This window comes from Mycolicibacter nonchromogenicus, from assembly GCF_002101775.1.
Taxonomy (GTDB): Bacteria; Actinomycetota; Actinomycetes; order Mycobacteriales; family Mycobacteriaceae; genus Mycobacterium; species Mycobacterium nonchromogenicum.
Genome location: NZ_LQPI01000035.1, coordinates 1 through 17,171 on the forward strand (window position 1 = coordinate 1; position 17,171 = coordinate 17,171).

The 17,171-nt window shown below is 69.6% G+C and carries 16 protein-coding genes and 1 pseudogene; 5 read left to right on the plus strand and 12 right to left on the minus strand.

The features are described 5' to 3' along the window. Window positions 1-586 (plus strand): annotated as a pseudogene (locus tag AWC18_RS07335) (DNA polymerase III subunit gamma/tau); the annotation flags it as partial. Here the strand turns inward: AWC18_RS07335 and AWC18_RS07340 are convergent. After that, window positions 587-1,900 carry a class I SAM-dependent methyltransferase gene (locus AWC18_RS07340; RefSeq protein WP_085138273.1) on the minus strand — a complete coding sequence of 438 codons (1,314 nt, stop codon included), beginning with the start codon at window positions 1,898-1,900 and terminating at the stop codon, window positions 587-589. Between the two features lie 72 nt (window positions 1,901-1,972). Between AWC18_RS07340 and AWC18_RS07345 the strand changes: the two genes are divergently transcribed. Next, window positions 1,973-3,205 carry an FAD-dependent oxidoreductase gene (locus AWC18_RS07345; RefSeq protein WP_085138274.1) on the plus strand — a complete coding sequence of 411 codons (1,233 nt, stop codon included), beginning with the start codon at window positions 1,973-1,975 and terminating at the stop codon, window positions 3,203-3,205. Window positions 3,206-3,210: 5 nt separating this feature from the next. On the opposite strand, the gene AWC18_RS07350 is transcribed toward AWC18_RS07345, so the two are convergent. From AWC18_RS07350 to AWC18_RS07360, 3 genes are all read right to left on the minus strand, one after another. Then, complete coding sequence (locus AWC18_RS07350; RefSeq protein WP_085138275.1) at window positions 3,211-4,515, minus strand: class I SAM-dependent methyltransferase; 1,305 nt, start codon at window positions 4,513-4,515, stop codon at window positions 3,211-3,213. Further along, the gene (locus tag AWC18_RS07355) at window positions 4,512-5,891 is read right to left on the minus strand and encodes an FAD-binding oxidoreductase (RefSeq protein ID WP_085138276.1); all 1,380 of its coding nucleotides are present in this window, start codon (window positions 5,889-5,891) and stop codon (window positions 4,512-4,514) included. The genes AWC18_RS07350 and AWC18_RS07355 overlap by 4 nt, the downstream gene beginning before the upstream one ends. An 85-nt stretch (window positions 5,892-5,976) precedes the next feature. Then, the gene (locus AWC18_RS07360; protein ID WP_064996917.1) at window positions 5,977-6,741 is read right to left on the minus strand and encodes an Rv3717 family N-acetylmuramoyl-L-alanine amidase; all 765 of its coding nucleotides are present in this window, start codon (window positions 6,739-6,741) and stop codon (window positions 5,977-5,979) included. A gap of 119 nt (window positions 6,742-6,860) precedes the next feature. Here AWC18_RS07360 and AWC18_RS07365 point away from each other — a divergent pair, with 119 nt between their 5' ends. Both AWC18_RS07365 and recR read left to right on the plus strand, forming a co-directional pair. After that, complete coding sequence (locus AWC18_RS07365) at window positions 6,861-7,196, plus strand: YbaB/EbfC family nucleoid-associated protein (protein WP_085138277.1); 336 nt, start codon at window positions 6,861-6,863, stop codon at window positions 7,194-7,196. Then, window positions 7,197-7,808 (plus strand): recombination mediator RecR, encoded by a 612-nt coding sequence (gene recR, locus AWC18_RS07370; protein ID WP_024443030.1) that lies wholly within the window; start codon window positions 7,197-7,199, stop codon window positions 7,806-7,808. It abuts the gene before it with no gap. Between the two features lie 84 nt (window positions 7,809-7,892). Here the strand turns inward: recR and AWC18_RS07375 are convergent, their stop codons facing one another. From AWC18_RS07375 to AWC18_RS07405, 7 genes are all read right to left on the minus strand, one after another. Then, on the minus strand, window positions 7,893-9,065 hold the full coding sequence (locus AWC18_RS07375; protein ID WP_085138278.1) for an NAD(P)/FAD-dependent oxidoreductase: 1,173 nt from the start codon (window positions 9,063-9,065) through the stop codon (window positions 7,893-7,895). Then, entirely contained in the window at window positions 9,062-9,244 is a 183-nt protein-coding gene (locus AWC18_RS07380) for a rubredoxin (RefSeq protein WP_024443033.1), read from the minus strand. Before AWC18_RS07380 ends, AWC18_RS07375 begins: the two co-directional genes overlap by 4 nt. Continuing rightward, window positions 9,244-9,408, minus strand: a complete 165-nt coding sequence (locus AWC18_RS07385) for a rubredoxin (protein ID WP_085138279.1) — start codon at window positions 9,406-9,408, stop codon at window positions 9,244-9,246. The genes AWC18_RS07380 and AWC18_RS07385 overlap by 1 nt, the downstream gene beginning before the upstream one ends. Further along, on the minus strand, window positions 9,408-10,631 hold the full coding sequence (locus AWC18_RS07390) for an alkane 1-monooxygenase (protein WP_420093317.1): 1,224 nt from the start codon (window positions 10,629-10,631) through the stop codon (window positions 9,408-9,410). The genes AWC18_RS07385 and AWC18_RS07390 overlap by 1 nt, the downstream gene beginning before the upstream one ends. A gap of 97 nt (window positions 10,632-10,728) precedes the next feature. Next, window positions 10,729-12,012, minus strand: a complete 1,284-nt coding sequence (locus tag AWC18_RS07395; RefSeq protein ID WP_085138281.1) for a PucR family transcriptional regulator — start codon at window positions 12,010-12,012, stop codon at window positions 10,729-10,731. 25 nt (window positions 12,013-12,037) lie between these two features. Beyond that, window positions 12,038-12,751, minus strand: coding sequence for a type 1 glutamine amidotransferase (locus AWC18_RS07400; RefSeq protein ID WP_085138282.1), 714 nt, complete (start codon window positions 12,749-12,751; stop codon window positions 12,038-12,040). After that, window positions 12,744-13,970 (minus strand): Mur ligase family protein, encoded by a 1,227-nt coding sequence (locus AWC18_RS07405; RefSeq protein WP_085138283.1) that lies wholly within the window; start codon window positions 13,968-13,970, stop codon window positions 12,744-12,746. The genes AWC18_RS07400 and AWC18_RS07405 overlap by 8 nt, the downstream gene beginning before the upstream one ends. An 87-nt stretch (window positions 13,971-14,057) precedes the next feature. Here AWC18_RS07405 and AWC18_RS07410 point away from each other — a divergent pair, with 87 nt between their 5' ends. Further along, a complete protein-coding gene (locus tag AWC18_RS07410) occupies window positions 14,058-15,056 on the plus strand; it encodes a DEDDh family exonuclease (protein WP_064996911.1) in 999 nt (332 codons plus the stop codon). A gap of 7 nt (window positions 15,057-15,063) precedes the next feature. Here AWC18_RS07410 and leuA read toward each other — a convergent pair whose 3' ends face one another. Continuing rightward, window positions 15,064-16,965: a 2-isopropylmalate synthase gene (leuA, locus tag AWC18_RS07415; protein ID WP_085138284.1), complete on the minus strand. Its 1,902-nt coding sequence runs from the start codon at window positions 16,963-16,965 to the stop codon at window positions 15,064-15,066. Window positions 16,966-17,171: the final 206 nt, after the last annotated feature.

Sequence of the window (17,171 nt, forward strand, 5' to 3'; positions counted from 1 at the left end):
GGTGCGGGCACCGCCGCCACCCGCCGCGGCGGTGCCCGCACCCGAACCCAAACCGCCCGCACCGGCCCCCGCTCCGGCCCCTGCGCCGAAGCCCCCACCGGCGCCGCCGGCACCCGCTGCGGCGGTGACCCCGGGCGAACCCGACGCCGCGGCGGTCCGCGCGATGTGGACGACGGTGCGCGAGAAGGTGCGCCAGCGCAGCCGCACCACCGAGGTGATGCTGGCCGGCGCGACGGTGCGCACCGTGGACGGCAACACGCTGGTGCTCAGCCACGAGTCGGCGCCGCTGGCCCGGCGGCTCTGCGAGCAGCGCAACGCCGACGTCATCGTCGAGGCGCTCAAGGATGCTCTCGGGGTGAACTGGCGGGTGCGCTGTGAGGTCGGCGGACCGCCCCCGGACGCGGGCCAGTCGGCTGCGCCCGTCCAGGTCGACGCGGAATCGGCCCGGCGCGCCGACGAGGAGGCCATGCTGGCCGAGGCCGCGGTGGACGCCGGCGCTGACGCGCCGCCGCGCCGCGACCCCGAAGAAGTGGCCCTGGAGTTGTTGCAGAACGAGCTGGGCGCCCGCCGGATCAGCGGCGACTGACTAAGGGCGCCACCAGGGCCGCAGCGGCAGGTCGTCGTCGCCACCACGGTCGACGTTGCTGGCCAGCACCTGATGCAGCTGGAACAGGTTGCGTTCAAAGCACAGCACGGACGCGGCCATGTACAGGCCCCACACCTTGGCCCGGCCCAGCCCGACCTCGGCGACGGCGTCGTCCCAGTGCGACACCAGGTTGCGGCTCCATTGCCGCAGCGTCATCGCGTAGTGGTGACGGAAGTCCTCCTCGTGCAGCACTTCGAGGCCGGTCTGCTGAATGTCGGAGATCACGCGGCCCGAGCCGGTGATCTCCCCGTCGGGGAATACATAGCGATCGGTGAAGGCGTCACCGCGGTAGATCGAGTTGTCCGGCAGCGTCACGCATTGATTGAGCAGCAGCCCACCGGTGCGCAGCTTCGACTTCAGGAAGCCGAAGTAGGAGCGGTAATTCTTCACCCCGATGTGCTCGCTCACCCCGATCGATGAAACGGCGTCGAAGCCGTCCTCGCGGATGTCGCGGTAGTCGCAGTGCCGCACCTCGGCCAGACCCGCGAGCCCCTCATCGGCGATCGCCCTGCGCGCCCACTCCACCTGTGCGGTCGACAGACTCACCCCGAGCGCCTGCACGCCGCGGCGGGCGGCGTAGCGCACCATGCCGCCCCAGCCGCAGCCCACATCCAGCAGGCGGTCGCCGGGCTGCAGGCGCAGCTTCTCGAAGATCAGCCGGTACTTGTTCTCCTGCGCTTCCTCCAGGGAAGCATCGGCGCGCGGGTAGATCGCACAGCTGTAGGTCATCGACGGACCGAGCACCCATTCGTAGAAGGTGTTGGACACGTCGTAGTGGTGATGGATCGCATCGGCGTCGCGAGCCTTGGAATGCCGCAGCCCGTCGGCGGTCCGGCGCCATCGGGGCGGAGCTTCCTCCGGCGGCGGCGAGATGGGCTTCAGGTTCTTCAGCCCGACGGACCGGACGATGTTGGCCAGCTCGCGCGGCGAGGGGTGCTTGAACTCCAGATCCGCCATGGCGTTGAGCACCGGGTAGGGATTCCCGGGATGGACGCCGCGTAGCGCGAGGTCGCCGCCGACGTAGGCGCGGGCGATCCCGAGTTGACCCAGGGACGTCGCCAGATAGGCGGTGGCCCGGGGATTGAGCAGGTCAACGCCCAGCTCTGTGTCCTCGGGCCCGACGCTGCTTCCGTCGTAGGCGGAAATCTTCAGCGGTGGCTGACCTCCGCCCGCGAGAAGCATCAACACCTCGGCCAAGCCGAGCCTGCCGTTCGTGGTGGTCTTTGTGCCTTTGGTGAGTGTTTTGGCCGTCATGATGTAACCCCCCTGCCCAGATGCGGATAACCGGCCGGCTGGCATCCCAAACCCGCGTAGCGTTGCACCGCGATGGGCGATACGACCGAAGCAACCACGTGCGCGATCGTCGGTGGCGGACCCGCCGGCATGGTGCTCGGACTGTTGCTGGCCCGCGCCGGCGTTGAGGTGACACTGCTGGAGAAGCACGCAGACTTTCTGCGCGATTTCCGCGGCGACACCGTGCACCCCACCACCCTGCGGCTGCTCGACGAGCTCGGGCTCGGGGAGCGCTTTGCGGGGCTGGCGCACAGCGAGATCCACCAGGTCAGCCTCGATGTGGCCGGGCGCGGCGTCACGGTGGTCGACTTCAGCCGGTTGCGTCGCCAGCCGCACCCGTACGTGGCGATGGTGCCGCAGTGGGACCTGCTCAATCTGCTCGCGGAGTCCGCGCAGACCGAGCCGACGTTCTCCTTGCGGATGCAGACCGAGGTCACCGGGCTGCTGCACGAGGAAGGCCGGGTGGCCGGAGTGCGCTATCGCGATGCCGACGGCAGCGGCGAACTGCGTGCCGATCTCACGGTGGCCTGCGACGGGCGCTGGTCGGTGGCGCGCCACGAGGCGGGCCTGCACTCGCGGGAGTTTCCGGTCAATTTCGACGTCTGGTGGTTCCGACTGGCGAACCCCCGCGCCGCGCAGCCCACCCTGTTGCCGCGTCTGGGGCCGGGCCGCGCCGCGATCATGATCCCGCGCGACAGTTACTTTCAGGTCGCCTACCTGGGCCGTAAGGGCACCGACGCAGACCGGCGGGCGCGCGGTATCGAGGCGTTCCGCCAAGACGTGCTCGAGCTCATTCCCGAAGCCGCCGACTCGGTGGCGGCGCTGCAGAGCATGGACGACGTCAAACACCTTGATGTGCGGGTGAATCGATTGCGGCGCTGGCATATCGACGGGCTGTTGTGCATCGGCGACGCCGCGCACGCCATGTCGCCGGTGGGCGGGGTCGGCATCAACCTGGCGGTGCAGGACGCGGTGGCCGCTGCGAGAATCCTGGCCGAGCCGCTGCGACACCGGCGGGTGACCCGCCGGGATCTGGCCGCCGTGCAGCGACGCCGGGAGCTGCCCACCGTCGTCACCCAGTCGATCCAGCGGGTGGCGCACCGGGCGCTGAACCCGATCCTGCGCGGGGGGAACCTCAGCCCGCCGGCGGGCGTGGGCACCGTGTTCGCGGTGTTGCCGTGGCTGGCGGGGATACCGGCCTACCTGGTCGGTGTGGGGGTGCGTCCGGAGCGGGCGCCGGACTTCGCGCGCCGCCAGAGCCGCTAGGTTCGCTAGGGCCGCCACCAGGGCCGCAGTGGCAGGCAGGCCCCGTCACCGCCGTTGACCGCGAGCACATGATGCAGCTGAATCCCGTTGTGTTCGAAGCCCAGTCGGGAACCGGCCATATACAGGCCCCACACCTTGGCGGTGGCCAGCCCCACCTCGGCGACGGCCTCGTCCCAGTGCGCCACCAAGTTCGCACACCAATCGCGCAGCGTCAGCTCGTAGTGGTTGCGCAGGTTCTCGGTGTGCAGCACCTCCAGGCCGGCGTCCTGGATCTCGCTGACGACGCGGCCCGATCCGGCCAGTTCCGCGTCGGGAAACACGTAGCGGTCGATGAAATCACCCGCGGTCGCACTGGCCTTGTTGTCCGCCCGGGTGATGCAGTGGTTGAGCAGCAGACCGCCGCGCCGCAGCTTGGACTTGAGGAAGCCGAAGTAAGCGGGGTAGTTGGTCACGCCGATGTGTTCGGTCATCCCGATCGAGGACACCGCGTCGAATCCGGACTCGCCGACGTCACGATAGTCGCAGTGCCGCACCTCAGCTCGGTCCGACAGGCCCGCCTCGGCGATCGCGCGCTGCGCCCACCGGGCCTGCTCGGCCGAGAGTGTGGCGCCGATGGCGCGCACCCCGTGTCGTGCGGCGTAGCGCACCATGCCGCCCCAGCCGCAGCCCACGTCGAGCAACGTGTCGCCGGGGCACAACCGCAGCTTGTCGAAGACCAGCCGGTACTTGTTCTCCTGGGCCTGCTCCAGCGTCGCGTCCGCAGACGGGTATACCGCGCAGGTGTAGGTCATCGACGGCCCCAGCACCCACTCGTAGAAGGCATTGGACACGTCGTAGTGGTGGTGGATGGCCTCGGCGTCCCGAGACTTGCTGTGCCGCAGTCCTTCCGCGATACGCCGCCAGCGGGGGAGTATCTCCTGGGGCGGCGGGGCGATCGGAACCAGATGCTCGATCCCGATCGAGCGCACGATGTTGGCCATCACTCGCGGCGAGGGCCGTTTGAAGTGCAGCTCATCGGCCAGTGCTTTGAGCAGTCGATAGGGGTCGCCCGGGTGCACGCCGCGCAGCCCCAGGTCGCCGGCGATGTAGGCCCGGGCCATCCCCAAGTCGCCGGGTGCGGTGGCCAGATAGGTGGTGCCGCGCGGGGTCAGCAGATCCAGGCCCAGCGGTGCGTCGTCGGGGCCGGTGCTGCTGCCGTCGTAGGCGGTGAATCGCAGCGGCAGGTGACCGTCGGTGGCCAGCGTCTCCAGCACCTGGGCCAGGGTCATCCGGCCGGCCGGAGCGCGTACCCGTGCGCTGTCGAGCGTCATCGTCGTCGCACCGCCTTCGCGTAGAGGTCCAGGAGCCGCGAGTCGGGGTCGTAGATCTTCTTGATCCGGCGATAGGTCTCACCGCCGTAGAGCTCATCAAACTCCGCTGCGGTGTAGTAGGAGTCGGAATACAGCGACTTGTGGCCGTCGAGCTCGCTCACCTTCGCCTCGATCAGACGGTTGGTGGCTCCCTCGGTGGCGCCGGCCGGGACCGAGGACCAGAACCCGACGTTGACGTAGGTGCGATTGGACCGGATCGGATACAGCGGCCACTCCTCGTCACCGCGCAGCCGCAGCGGGCACAACCACACCGGCTCGATCGGGACGTTGGCGAAGAACCAGTCCAGGAATTGACCGCAGCGCTCCAGCGGAACCTCGATGTCCTGCACCACCCGTTCGCGTGGCGGGCGGTTATGCCGCTTCTCGATCCGGTCGGCGATGGCGAAGCGCTGGTCGTAGGCGATCAGCTTCGAGTACACGCTGCTGCGCCGGTAGCGCCGTGGCCAATACCGACGCACCAGCGGACGCTGCGCGCCGAAGGCGCGTGAGCACCAGAACCAGTCGGTGTCCCAGCGCCACAGATAGTCGTGGATGGTCAGCCGGTCGTCTTTGATGCCGTGCGCGTGCCGGATCGAGCGGTAATAGATCTGCTGGCCGGTGTAGTCGCTGACGGCGCCGGGGGAGTCGGTCGCGATGCCCACACACAGGTAGCTCTCGCGGGGGCTGAACACCACCCCGTCGAGGTAATCCACCGGGACACCCTCCAGCCCGCCGGTGTCGATGATGCGATCCATCGTCGACACCAGGTCATCCAGGGAGTCGAAGCGGATGTGCCGCAGCGCGACGAAGGGCTTCACGGGTTCCAGCTCGATCCGCAGTCGCGTCGAATATCCGAGCGTGCCATAGGAATTCGGAAACGCGTGGAACAGGTCTTCGTGCTGGTCGCGCGATACCGTCAGCAGCTCGCCGGCGCCGGTGAGCACGTCCATCTCCAGCACCGACTCGTGGGGAAGTCCATTGCGGAACGACGCCGACTCGATCCCGAGGCCGCTGACCGCACCGCCCAGCGTGATCGTCTTCAGCTGCGGGACCACCAGCGGCGACAGCCCGTACGGGAGTGTGGCGGCGACCAGCGACTCATAGGTGCACATGCCCTCGACGTCGGCGGTGCGGTTCTCCGGGTCGACGCCGATCACGCTCACCAGACCCGAGGTGTCCAGGCCGGGCGCCTGGCGTTTCGCTCGCGCCCGGAACAGGTTGGAGGTGGGCTTGGCCAGCCGGACCGATTCGTCGGCGGGGATGTTGCCGTAGCTGTCCAGCAGCCGCCGCACCCCCCGCGTGTGGGATGTCGGAGTATCGGCCGGCCGAACGGACATCACCTTCCACGCTAACGGCGGATCGGCGGTTCTGCACGGAACGGCGTGTCGGGTCTGGTCAAGCACGGCGGTCCAGCCCCGCAGCTCAGGGCAGCTGCGTCTGACTGCTCAGGAAACTGGCGATGCCGCGCGCCACCGCGTCGGCGTAGCGCTGACGGCCCGCCGGGCTCTCCATCAGGGCCGCATCGGTGGCGTTCTTCATGTTGCCCAGCTCGACCAGGATCGACGGATATTCGGCCAGGTTGAGCCCGGCGAGGTCGGCGCGCCCCTTCAGCCCGTCGGTGCCGATGTAGTTGGCCGGGGGAATGCCCGCGGCCTGCAGCTGACTGCGCATGATCTGGGCGAACCGCACTGCCGGGCCCTCCTGCGCCGGGTTCAGCGGAGGCGCGGAGTAGTTGACGTGGAATCCCCGGCCGGCGGGCTGGCCCCCGTCGGCGTGGATGGACACGATCGCATTGGGGTGCAGCGCGTTGGCCGCCGCGGCGCGTGCGTCGATGCACGGGGCGGGCCCGTTGTCGTCACCGCGCGACATCGCGGTGCGCACCCCGGCGGAGTTGAGGGCCTGGCGGATCCGCAGCGTGGTGTCCCAGGCGAAGCTGTGTTCGGGATACCCGGAGTTGGTGGCGGTACCGCTGGTCTGGCAGTTCTTGGTGCCGCCGCGGCCGTTGGGCACCTGGCGGGACAGCGTGGCGGGGTCGCCTCCGCCGCTGTGCCCGGGGTCGAGGAACACGATCATGCCGGCGATGCCGCCGGGTGCGGCCGAGGACAGCGGGGCGCTCGGCACTGCGGCGGCCACCACCAGGCCGGCGGTGATCGCGATACCGACACGGATGGGAACTGGTACGCGCACACCGCCAACGTAGGCCGGGGCCGACTACGCTGGACTTCTCACACGCGCCAGGTCTCTCCAGCTGTAACCAAGCCGCAACCCTGTCGAGACCACGCGCAGGACAACGCAAGGGGAGTGTCATGCAACCAGGAGGCCCGCCCGACATGTCGGCGCTGCTGGCCCAGGCTCAGCAGATGCAGCAGCGACTGCTGCAGGCGCAGCAGGAGCTGGCCGTCACCGAGGTGCACGGGGAAGCCGGCGGCGGCCTGGTCAAGGTCACCTCCAACGGCAGCGGTAAGGTGCTCGCGGTGCACATCGACCCCAAGGTCGTCGACCCCGAGGACATCGAGACCCTGCAGGACCTGCTCGTGGGAGCGCTCGCGGACGCCTCGAAGAAGGCGCAGACGCTGGCTCAGCAGCGGTTGTCGCCGCTGGCCGGCGGCATGGGCGGCGCGCTCGGCATGCCGGGAGTTTAGGTGTTTGAGGGTCCGGTCCAGGACCTGATCGATGAGCTGGGCAAGCTGCCGGGCATCGGCCCCAAGAGCGCCCAGCGGATCGCGTTTCACCTGCTGTCGGTGGAGCCGCCGGAGATCGATCGGCTGACCGCGGTGCTCACCAAGGTCCGCGACGGGGTGCGGTTCTGCGAGGTGTGCGGCAATGTCTCCGACGCGGAGCGGTGCCGGATCTGCGGGGATCCTCGCCGCGACTTCGCTCAGATCTGCGTGGTCGAGGAGCCCAAGGACGTCGCGGCCATCGAACGCACCCGCGAGTTCCGCGGCCGCTATCACGTGCTCGGCGGCGCGCTGGATCCCCTGTCCGGGATCGGCCCTGAGCAACTGCGGGTGCGTGAGCTGCTGAATCGGGTCGGGGAGCGGGTTGACGGGGTCGACGTCAGCGAGGTGATCATCGCCACCGACCCCAACACCGAGGGCGAGGCCACCGCCACCTACCTGGTGCGGGTGCTGCGCGACATCCCCGGGCTCAGCGTGACGCGCCTGGCATCGGGGCTGCCGATGGGCGGCGACCTGGAATTCGCCGACGAGCTGACCCTGGGCCGGGCCTTCACCGGCCGCCGCGCCATGGCCTGATCCATTCCCCGCGAGATCGGGCTCACGCAGGAGTCTTCTCGACCTTTTCCTGCGTGAGCCCGAACTCGCGGAAGTGGAGTACAGCTAAACCGGCTGCAGCACCTCGGCGATCGCCACCCCGGCGGCGATCTTGGCCCGTGCCGTCCGCACCTTTTCCGGAATCCCCGCACCCACCACCGCGACCAGCACCCCATCGCGCTCGTAGTAGGCCAGGAAGCGGCGCCCGTCATCGTCGACCAGATGCACGGTGTCGTTTGCCTTCGGCCGGCCCAGGCACTGGATCTTGACGTCGTACTGATCGCTCCAGAAGTAGGGCACGCCGGGGCTGATCACTGCCTCGGAGTCCAGCATCGCCGCCACCAGGATCTTCGCCTGATCGGCGACATTGCTCCAATGCTCGACGCGGACCCGGCTCCCGGTCGCATCGCGCCAGGCCGCCACGTCGCCGATCGCCCACACATCGGCAGCGCTGGTACGTCCGACCGCGTCGCAGACCACGCCGTCGGCCACCTCGACGCCGCTGCCGGCCAGCCAGTCGCAGGCGGGCCGCGACCCGACACCGACCACCACGAGCTCGGCCGCAACGACTGAACCGTCGGACAGCGTCACCGCCTCAACAGACTCGCTCCCGGAGACCGAACTCACCGCCACGCCGGTGCGCACATCGACGCCCTCGTCGCGGTGCAGCCGGGCGATCAACGCCCCGGCCTGCTCGCCCAGCACGCCGGCCAGGGGCGCGGCCTGCGGCTCCACCAGCGTCACCTGCACCCCCATGCCGCGCAGGCTCGCGGCGACCTCACACCCGATGAAGCCGGCACCGATCACCACGGCGCGGCGCGCGCTCGCGGCCCGGCGCTGCAGCGCCACACAGTCATCGAGCGAGCGCAGCACGCAGACACCGTCCAGGTCGCCGAACGCCGCGATCCGGTTGGGCACCAGGCCGGTGGCGATCACCAGCTGGTCGTAGCCGAGCACCTGCCCGTCGGCCAAAGTCAGGGTGTGGGCGGCGACGTCGACGGCGAGGGCGGGGCAGCCGAGGCGCAGGGTGATGCCGTTGTCGTCGTAGAAGCTCGCCGGTTTCAACGCCACGTCATCCACCTCGCCGCGCAGCATCTGCTTGGACAGCGGCGGACGGTCATAGGGCGGGTGCTCCTCGGCGCCGACGATCGTGATCGGGCCGTCAAAGCCGTTGCGGCGGAGCTGTTCGGCGGTGCGCACCGAGGCCAGGCCCGCCCCCACGATGACCACTCCGGTCACGGCCGGACCACTTCCACCATCTCGAAGTCGGCCTTGGCGGCGCCGCAGTCCGGGCAGCTCCAGTCCTCGGGGATGTCGGCCCAACGGGTGCCGGGCTCGATGCCGTCCTCCGGCCACCCCAGCGCCTCGTCGTATTCGAAGCCGCACTGCAGGCACCGGAACAGTTTGTAGTCGCTCATCAGTTCACTCCTTCGAAGTCCAGCTTTTCGCGTACCGCACAATCCGGGCAGGCCCAGTCGTCGGGGACCTGTGGCCAGGGCGTGCCGGCCGGAAACCCCTCCCGGGGCTCACCGGTGGCCTCGTCGTAGACGTACCCGCAGCCCGGGCATCCGTACCGCGCCATCAGGCCACCGCCTGGTAGCGGGCCAGGATCTTCTCCCGGCGGCGCGGCGAGATGTTGGCCCGGGTGATGTCCCCGGCGTAGTGCTGCAGTACGCGGTGGTCCATCAGCTTGCGCCACAGCGGCGGGAAGTAGGTCACCCCGATCAGGGCCCCGTAGCCGGCCGGCAGGTTCGGCGAGTCGGAGAAGCTGCGCAGGGTCTGGTAGCGGCGGGTGGGGTTGGCGTGGTGGTCGCTGTGCCGCTGCAGGTGGTAGAGGAACAGGTTGGTCACCATGTGGTCGGAATTCCAGCTGTGCTGCGGTGTGCAGCGCTCGTAGCGGCCGCTGGCCTGCTTCTGGCGCACCAGCCCGTAGTGCTCCAGGTAGTTCACCGCCTCCAGCAGCGACGAGCCGTAGACGGCGTTGATCAGCACGTAGGGCAGCAGCGCCACGCCGAACACCGCGATCATCACGCCCCAGAACAGCACCGACATCGCCAGGGCGTTGAGCACGTCGTTGTCCGCCCAGGTCTGTGGGTTCCACGGGTTCTTGCCGGTGCGGCGGATACGCTGGGCCTCCAGCTCCCACGCAGATCGGATACCGCCGAAAGTGCTGCGGGGCAGGAACTCCCAGAAAGTCTCACCGAAGCGGGCCGACGCCGGGTCTTCCGGGGTGGCCACCCGAACGTGGTGGCCGCGGTTGTGCTCGACGTAGAAGTGGCCGTAGCAGACCTGGGCCAGGGTGATCTTGGCCAGCCACCGCTCCAGGGACTCCTTCTTGTGGCCCAGCTCGTGGGCGGTGTTGATGCCCACCCCGGCCACGATCGCGGTGGTGAGCGCCACCCCGATCTTGCCCAGCCAGCCCAGCGACCCGTCAAAGCCGAGCCAGCCCAGGTCCGAGGCCGTGAACAGGTAGGCGCCGAAGATGGCGCTGGCGTACTGGAACGGGATGTAGGCGTAGGTGGCGTAGCGGTAGTACTTGTCGTTCTCCAGCGCCGCCATCACCTCATCCGGCGGGTTCTGGCCATCGGCGCCGATCCACAAGTCCAGCGCCGGCAGCAGCACGTAGAGCAGGATCGGCCCGATGTAGAGCGGCAGTTGCGCCGCGGTGTGCAGACCGGCCTGGTTCAGCGCCCAGACCAGCGGCAGCATCAGGAACAGCATGGTGGGCACCACCAGGCCCAGCAGCCACAGGTGACGTTTCTTGTCCTGCCAGAGCGTCGGTTCGCCGGCCATCTCGATGCTCATCGCTGTCAACCCCTTGCCTTGGTCGTCTTCGGATGTGTCTGACGTTAGGCAGCGCAACAGTTCCGCCGCTCGTCCCGCGCGGCTGGAATTCGGCCGGCTATTCGTCTCCGGAAGACAACACCGCAGCCCCGTACCACTGACACAGCAGCAAGGCGATCTCGACGTCCAGGCGATCGTCGGCGATGGGGCGGCCGCGGCGCTCGATCGCTCGCTGCACCCGGTACTTGACGGTGTTGACGTGGAGGTGCAGTTGCTCGCCGGCCGCTTTGAAGCTGGATCCGCTGCGCAGGAACACCCGCAGGGTGTCGCGCAGCCGGTCGTCGCTCTCGGTGGCGCAGGCCAGCGGGCCGAGCACCTCGGCGACCCAGGCCCGGGCGGCGGTCAGGTTGTCACCGCCGAGTAGCGCCGCCGCGGACAGTCCGGGATCGCTTGCCGCACTGACCCGGTTGGAGACCGCTCCGGAGGACGTCGCCAGGGTCTGCGCCGCCAGTGCCTGCTGATGGGATCGGCGGAAACCCTCGACGCCGGGCAGCGGTTGACCGATCGCCACCCACGGCTCACCGTCGGCGGCGAGCGCGCAGGCCCGGATCTGTTCCACCACAGCGTCTCCGGCGCCCGAGGGCAGCGGAAGCCATGCCCACCCGCATGCGCTGTCGGCCGGGACGAACAACGGCGCACCGTGTACCGGCAGTGCTTCGGCGAGGTGCTTGACGAACCCCTCCGCGGCGGCCAGCCGGTCGCCGGCCGAATCGGGATACCACACGACCACGGCGGCGTGGGTGCGCCGCAGCGGGTAGCGGATCGCGGTCGTCATCGCATCGACGTCCAGGCTCTCGTCGGCGAGGATCTCGCGGACCCGCAACGCACGCACCGCGTTTCGGCTCTCCAGCCAGCGTTCCCGCTCGGCCTGATAGACCGCCGACACCTGCTGCGACATCTCGTCGACGTAGCCGAACATGAGCGTCGACATGGCGCCGAGCACGCTCAGGCTCAGGTCGGGTTCCAGTTCCGCGGAACGGATCTCGGCCAGCACCAGTTGCAGTGCCACCGAGTGGCCCAGCCGGTAGCCGCGCACCAGCGCGTTGACCGGCACCCCGCGCTGCGCCAGCCGGCGGGCGTGCTCCAGGGCGACCGGCGGCGCCGCGATGTCGGCCACCGGAATGTTGTGGCGGATCGCCGAGAAGTACGTGTCGACGTTGGCCGAGACCGTTTCGTGCAGCAGCTGCAGCAGAGCGGAATCGCTGGTGAGGTCCGGCGACTGTTTGGCGACCAGATCCTCGATGACCGCGATGGTCTCGCCCAGGCGATCGTAGAGGCGTTGGGAGATCTCGATCGCGGCCTCGGCGACGCCCGCCTCGTCGGTCACGCGTGGGTCGCCCATAGCCCGACCGTAGTCCGTCGTGGCCTTAGATCCGTCGTGGTGCGGCAAGTCGTTCGCGGCGCAGCTCGTCGACTTCGGGCAGTTCCAGGGGTGGCAGGTCGCCGACCACCTTCGACAGCAGCAGGTCGGCCAGCTCCGGGTTGCGGGCCAGGCACGGCCCGTGCAGGTAGGTGGCGACCACGCTGCCCTGCACCGCGCCGTCGTAGCCGTCGCCGGCCTTGTTGCCGGCGCCCTTGGTGACCGCGCTCAGCGGCGAGGCGTCCGGCCCCAGCACGGTGCCGCCGCGGTGGTTCTCGAAACCGGTCAGCGGCGCCGACAACCCCGCCAGCAGCGGTGTGGCGACCACCTCGCCGATGGTGCGCGACTCCTGCGGGGAGGTGGTCACATCCAGTAGCCCGACCCCTTCGACCCGCTCACCGGCCGAGGTCTCATACCAGTGCCCGAGCACCTGGATGGCCGCGCAGATCGCCAGGACCGGCGCCCCGCGTTCGGCCGCGCGCTGCAGTCCCGGATACCGGATCAGATGACGGGTGGCCAGTCGCTGGGCGTAGTCCTCGGCGCCGCCCAGGGTGTAGAGGTCTAAGGATTCCGGCACCGGTTCGGCCAGGGTGATCTCGACGATCTCGGCGGGAATCCCGCGCAGCAGCAGGCGCTGACGCAGCACCACCGCGTTGCCGCCGTCCCCGTAGGTGCCCATCACGTCGGGCAGCACCAGCCCGATCCGCACCGGATCAGCCATTGCCCAACCTCCGCTGCAGTTGCAGGAACGCGGTGTAGTTGGCGACCACCTCGACCGGCCCGGGCGGGCAGGACGCGATCGCGGCGAGGGTGTCGTGCACCAGGGTGTGCTGCACGCCGGCGTAGCCCAGCCGCACCGCCAGGTCGGTGCCGCGCTCGCCGGCCGCCACCACGGTGGTGTCCTCGAAGTGCTCAAAACGCACATCCCACAGCCACGACAGGTCTTCGCCGTCGGGCACCTGCCCGTTGACGGCGATCACCACACCGGCGGCATGCTTGTCGACCATCGACAGCGCCTCCTGCCAGCCCGCCGGGTTCTTGGCCAGCAGCATCCGCACCGTGTGGTCGCCGACCCGCACGCTGCGGTAGCGACCGGCCACCTCGTCGACCGCCGAGACCGCAGCCACCGCTTTGGCCGGATCCGCTCCCAGTGCGACGGCGGCCGCGACGGCCTGCGCGGCGTTGCCGCGGTTGACGGCGCCGGGCAGGGCCAGCCGCATCGGCAGCACCAGACCGTCCGGCCCGTACAGCGCGTCGTCGTCGAACCACCACTGCGGCGTGGGGCGGCTGAATTCGCATCCGGTGGAGCGCCAGCGGCCCTCGTGGCGGTCGATCACCTCGCCGCTGCGCGGGCAGCTGACCGAGTCGCCGGACCAGCTGGCGCCTGCGGCGACCCAGACCGCGTTGGGGCTGTCGTAGGCGGCCGAGGCCATCAGCACGTCATCGCAGTTGGCGACCACCACCGTCTGCGGATGACGGGCCAGGCCGGTGCGCAGCGCACGCTCCACGGCGTTGATCTCGCCGACCCGGTCCAGCTGGTCCCGGGACAGGTTGAGCAGCACCACCACCGCCGGCGCCACCGCGTCGGCGACGTGCGGGACATGCATCTCGTCGACCTCGAGCGCCGCCAGCTGCGCGGTCCGGTCAGCGGCCAGCGCCGCCACCAGTCCGGCATCCATGTTGGCGCCCTCAGCGTTGGTGGCCACCGCACCGAGGTCGCTCAGCGCGGCCGCGAGCATGCGGGTGGTGGTCGACTTGCCGTTGGTGCCGGTGACGATGGCCGTGCGCCGCCCGGCTCCAAGCTGACGCAGTATCGAGGAGTCCAGGGTCATCGCGACCAGGCCGCCGATCATCGCGCCGGCGCCGCGGCCGGTCACCCGCGACGCCCATCGGGCACTGGCACCGGCGGCCAGCGCCAGGCGTCCGCGGGCGGTGATCATGGCCGTGAGTTTAGGGCGGGCAGTTGGCGCGGCGACACGGGCGGTGGCGCCCCGATTCCGTCACCCCGGCGTGCCATCCTCAAACACATGAGTGCTCGGTGGGGCCGCCCGGCCCGCGAAACCGGCGACGGCTGGGTCGTGGTCGACGTCGAGACATCGGGATTTCGGCCCGGGCAGGCCCGGGTGCTCAGCGTCGCCGCGCTGGCCCTGGACCCCGACGGTCGGGTGGAGCAGGCGGTGTCGCACCTGGTCAACCCGGGTACCGACCCGGGACCCACGCACGTGCACGGGCTGACCGCCGAGATGCTGGCCGGGCAGCCGCAGTTCGCCGATGTCGTCGACGAGGTTGCCGCGCTGCTGCCCGGACGCACCCTGGTGGCCCACAATGTGGCGTTCGACTACACGTTCCTGGCGGCCGAGGCGGAGATGGCCGGCGCCGTCCTGCCCGTCGATTCGGTGATGTGCACCCTGGAACTGGCGCGACGGTTGGACCTGGGCCTGCCCAATCTGCGATTGCAGACGCTGGCCGCGCATTGGGGCGTGGTCCAGACCCGGGCGCACGACGCACTCGATGACGCCCGCGTACTGGCCGGCGTCCTGGAGCCCGCCCTGCAGCGCGCCCGGGAACGTGACGTGTGGTTGCCGGTGCGGCCGGTGACCCGGCGCCGCTGGCCCAACGGCCGGATCACCCACGAGGAGCTGCGGCCGCTGAAGGCGCTGGCGTCGCGGATGCCGTGCGCCTACCTCAACCCGGGCCGCTACGTGCGGGGACGCCCGCTGGTGCAGGGCATGCGGGTGGCGTTGTCGGCGGAGTGCACCCGCACCCACGAGGAGCTCGTCGAACGCATCCTGCACGCCGGGCTGGCCTACAGCGACGTCGTCGACGCCCAGACGTCACTGGTGATCTGCAACGAGGAACGTCCCGAACAGGGCAAGGGCTACCTGGCTCACGAGCTGGGTGTGCCGACGGTCTCCGATCACGACTTCATGGCGTGCGTTGACCGGGTGGGTGGGATCGTCCAAGGCACCGGCATCGAGGAGTTCGTCGACGCCGGCCCGGCGGGCGAGCAGATCTCGCTGTTCTAGCGCCGCGTCAGCCGAGCCGAGCCGCCCGGTTCACCGCGGAGACCACCGCCCGCAGCGACGCGGTGGTGATCGACGACGCGATCCCGACGCCCCAGACCACGTTGCTCTGCTCATGCGTCCGACCCGCTTCGCCCGGCTCCGCCGCGCTCGCGATCGGCCGGTCGATCCTCGCCTCCACATAGGCCGCGGCCTTGGCTTCCTCGCCGGCGCTCATCGCGTGCTCGGAGTAGTCCAGCACGTGCACCTGCACCCCGACGTGGCTGAGCGCGTCGACGAACGCAGCCAGCGGACCGTTGCCCGCCCCGCTGATCTCGGTCTCCACGCCGTCGATCTTGACCACGGCCTCGATGCGGTCGGTGCCGTCATCGGTCTCGGCGGCCAGCAGCTTCTGGTGCATGCGCTCCAGCGGCGTGATCGGGTTCAGGTATTCGTCGGCGAAGGCGTCCCACATCTCCTTCGGGGTGACCTCGCCGCCCTCGCCGTCGGTCAGCTGCTGGATCACCTTGGAGAATTCGATCTGCAGCCGCCGCGGCAGCACCAGCCCGTGGTCGGTCTTCATCACGTAGGCCACGCCGCCCTTGCCGGACTGCGAGTTGACCCGGATCACCGCTTCGTAGGTACGGCCCACGTCGCGGGGGTCGATCGGCAGATAGGGGACCTGCCAGAGCATGTCGTCGACGTCGGAATCGGCGGCGTCCGCATCGATCTTCATCTGGTCCAGACCCTTGTTGATGGCGTCCTGGTGACTGCCGGAGAAGGCGGTGTAGACCAGATCGCCGCCGTAGGGGTGACGCTCGGGGACGTTCAGCTGGTTGCAGTATTCGACGGTGCGGCGGATCTCGTCGATGTTGGAGAAGTCGATCTGCGGGTCCACGCCGCGGGAGAACAGGTTCAGACCCAGCGTCACCAGGCAGACGTTGCCGGTGCGTTCGCCGTTGCCGAACAGGCAGCCCTCGATCCGGTCGGCGCCGGCCTGGTAGCCCAGTTCCGCGGCGGCGACCGCGGTGCCGCGGTCGTTGTGCGGGTGCAGGCTCAGGATCACCGAGTCGCGGCGCTTCAGGTTGCGGCTCATCCACTCGATCGAGTCGGCGTAGACGTTCGGGGTCGCCATCTCCACGGTCGCCGGCAGGTTGAAGATGATCGGGTTGTCCGGCGTGGGCTGGATCACGTCGCCGACGGCGTCGCAGACCTGCTTGGCGTACTCCAGCTCGGTTCCGGTGTAGGACTCCGGCGAGTACTCGTAACGCCACCGGGTGTCCGGGTATTTGGCCTGCTCCTGGAGGCACTTGCGCGCCCCCGCCACCGCGATGGCCTGCACCGCTTCCCGGTCGGCGCGGAACACCACCCGGCGCTGCAGCACCGACGTCGAGTTGTAGAAGTGCACGATCACGTTCTTGGCGCCCGCGCAGGCCTCGAAGGTGCGCTCGATCAGCTCGTCACGGCACTGGGTCAGCACCTGCAGGGTCACGTCGTCGGGGACGGCGCCGTCGGTGATGATTTCGCGGACGAAGTCGAAGTCGGTCTGGCTGGCCGACGGGAAGCCGACCTCGATCTCCTTGTAGCCCATCTGAACCAGCAGGTCGAACATCCGCCGCTTGCGGGCCGGGCTCATCGGGTCGATCAGCGCCTGGTTGCCGTCGCGCAGATCCACCGCACACCACAGCGGGGCGCGGTCGATGACGCGGTCGGGCCAGGTGCGGTCGAACGGAACCGCCGCGCCCAGTGCTGGGCTGCCGCCCGGCACCTCGTCGGCGAAGCTGCGGTACCGCTTGACCGGCATTGCCGAGCCGCGCTGGGGATTCCAGACGGGCTGGCCGGGGTTAGGCGGCCCCGCGGGCTTGGTGATGGCCCGGGCGGACGTGAAGGCGTCCGGGCTGGAAGGGCTGGAATAAGTGGAATAGGTAGTCACGATTTTCGCTCCGGCTTGTCAGGAATTGTCCAGTGGACTCAAGAACCGGCGCATCGGCGAAACCCGCGACGGGGAGCCGGTCCTGGTCAGACCCCGTCGCGGCGACCGAGCAGGAGCGCGCGCTGCACGTGGAGAAGCTTACACGCCGTTTCGGCAGCCGCGCCGCGATGTCCTCCCACGTTGTCGCCCGGAGGCCGGGTGAACCA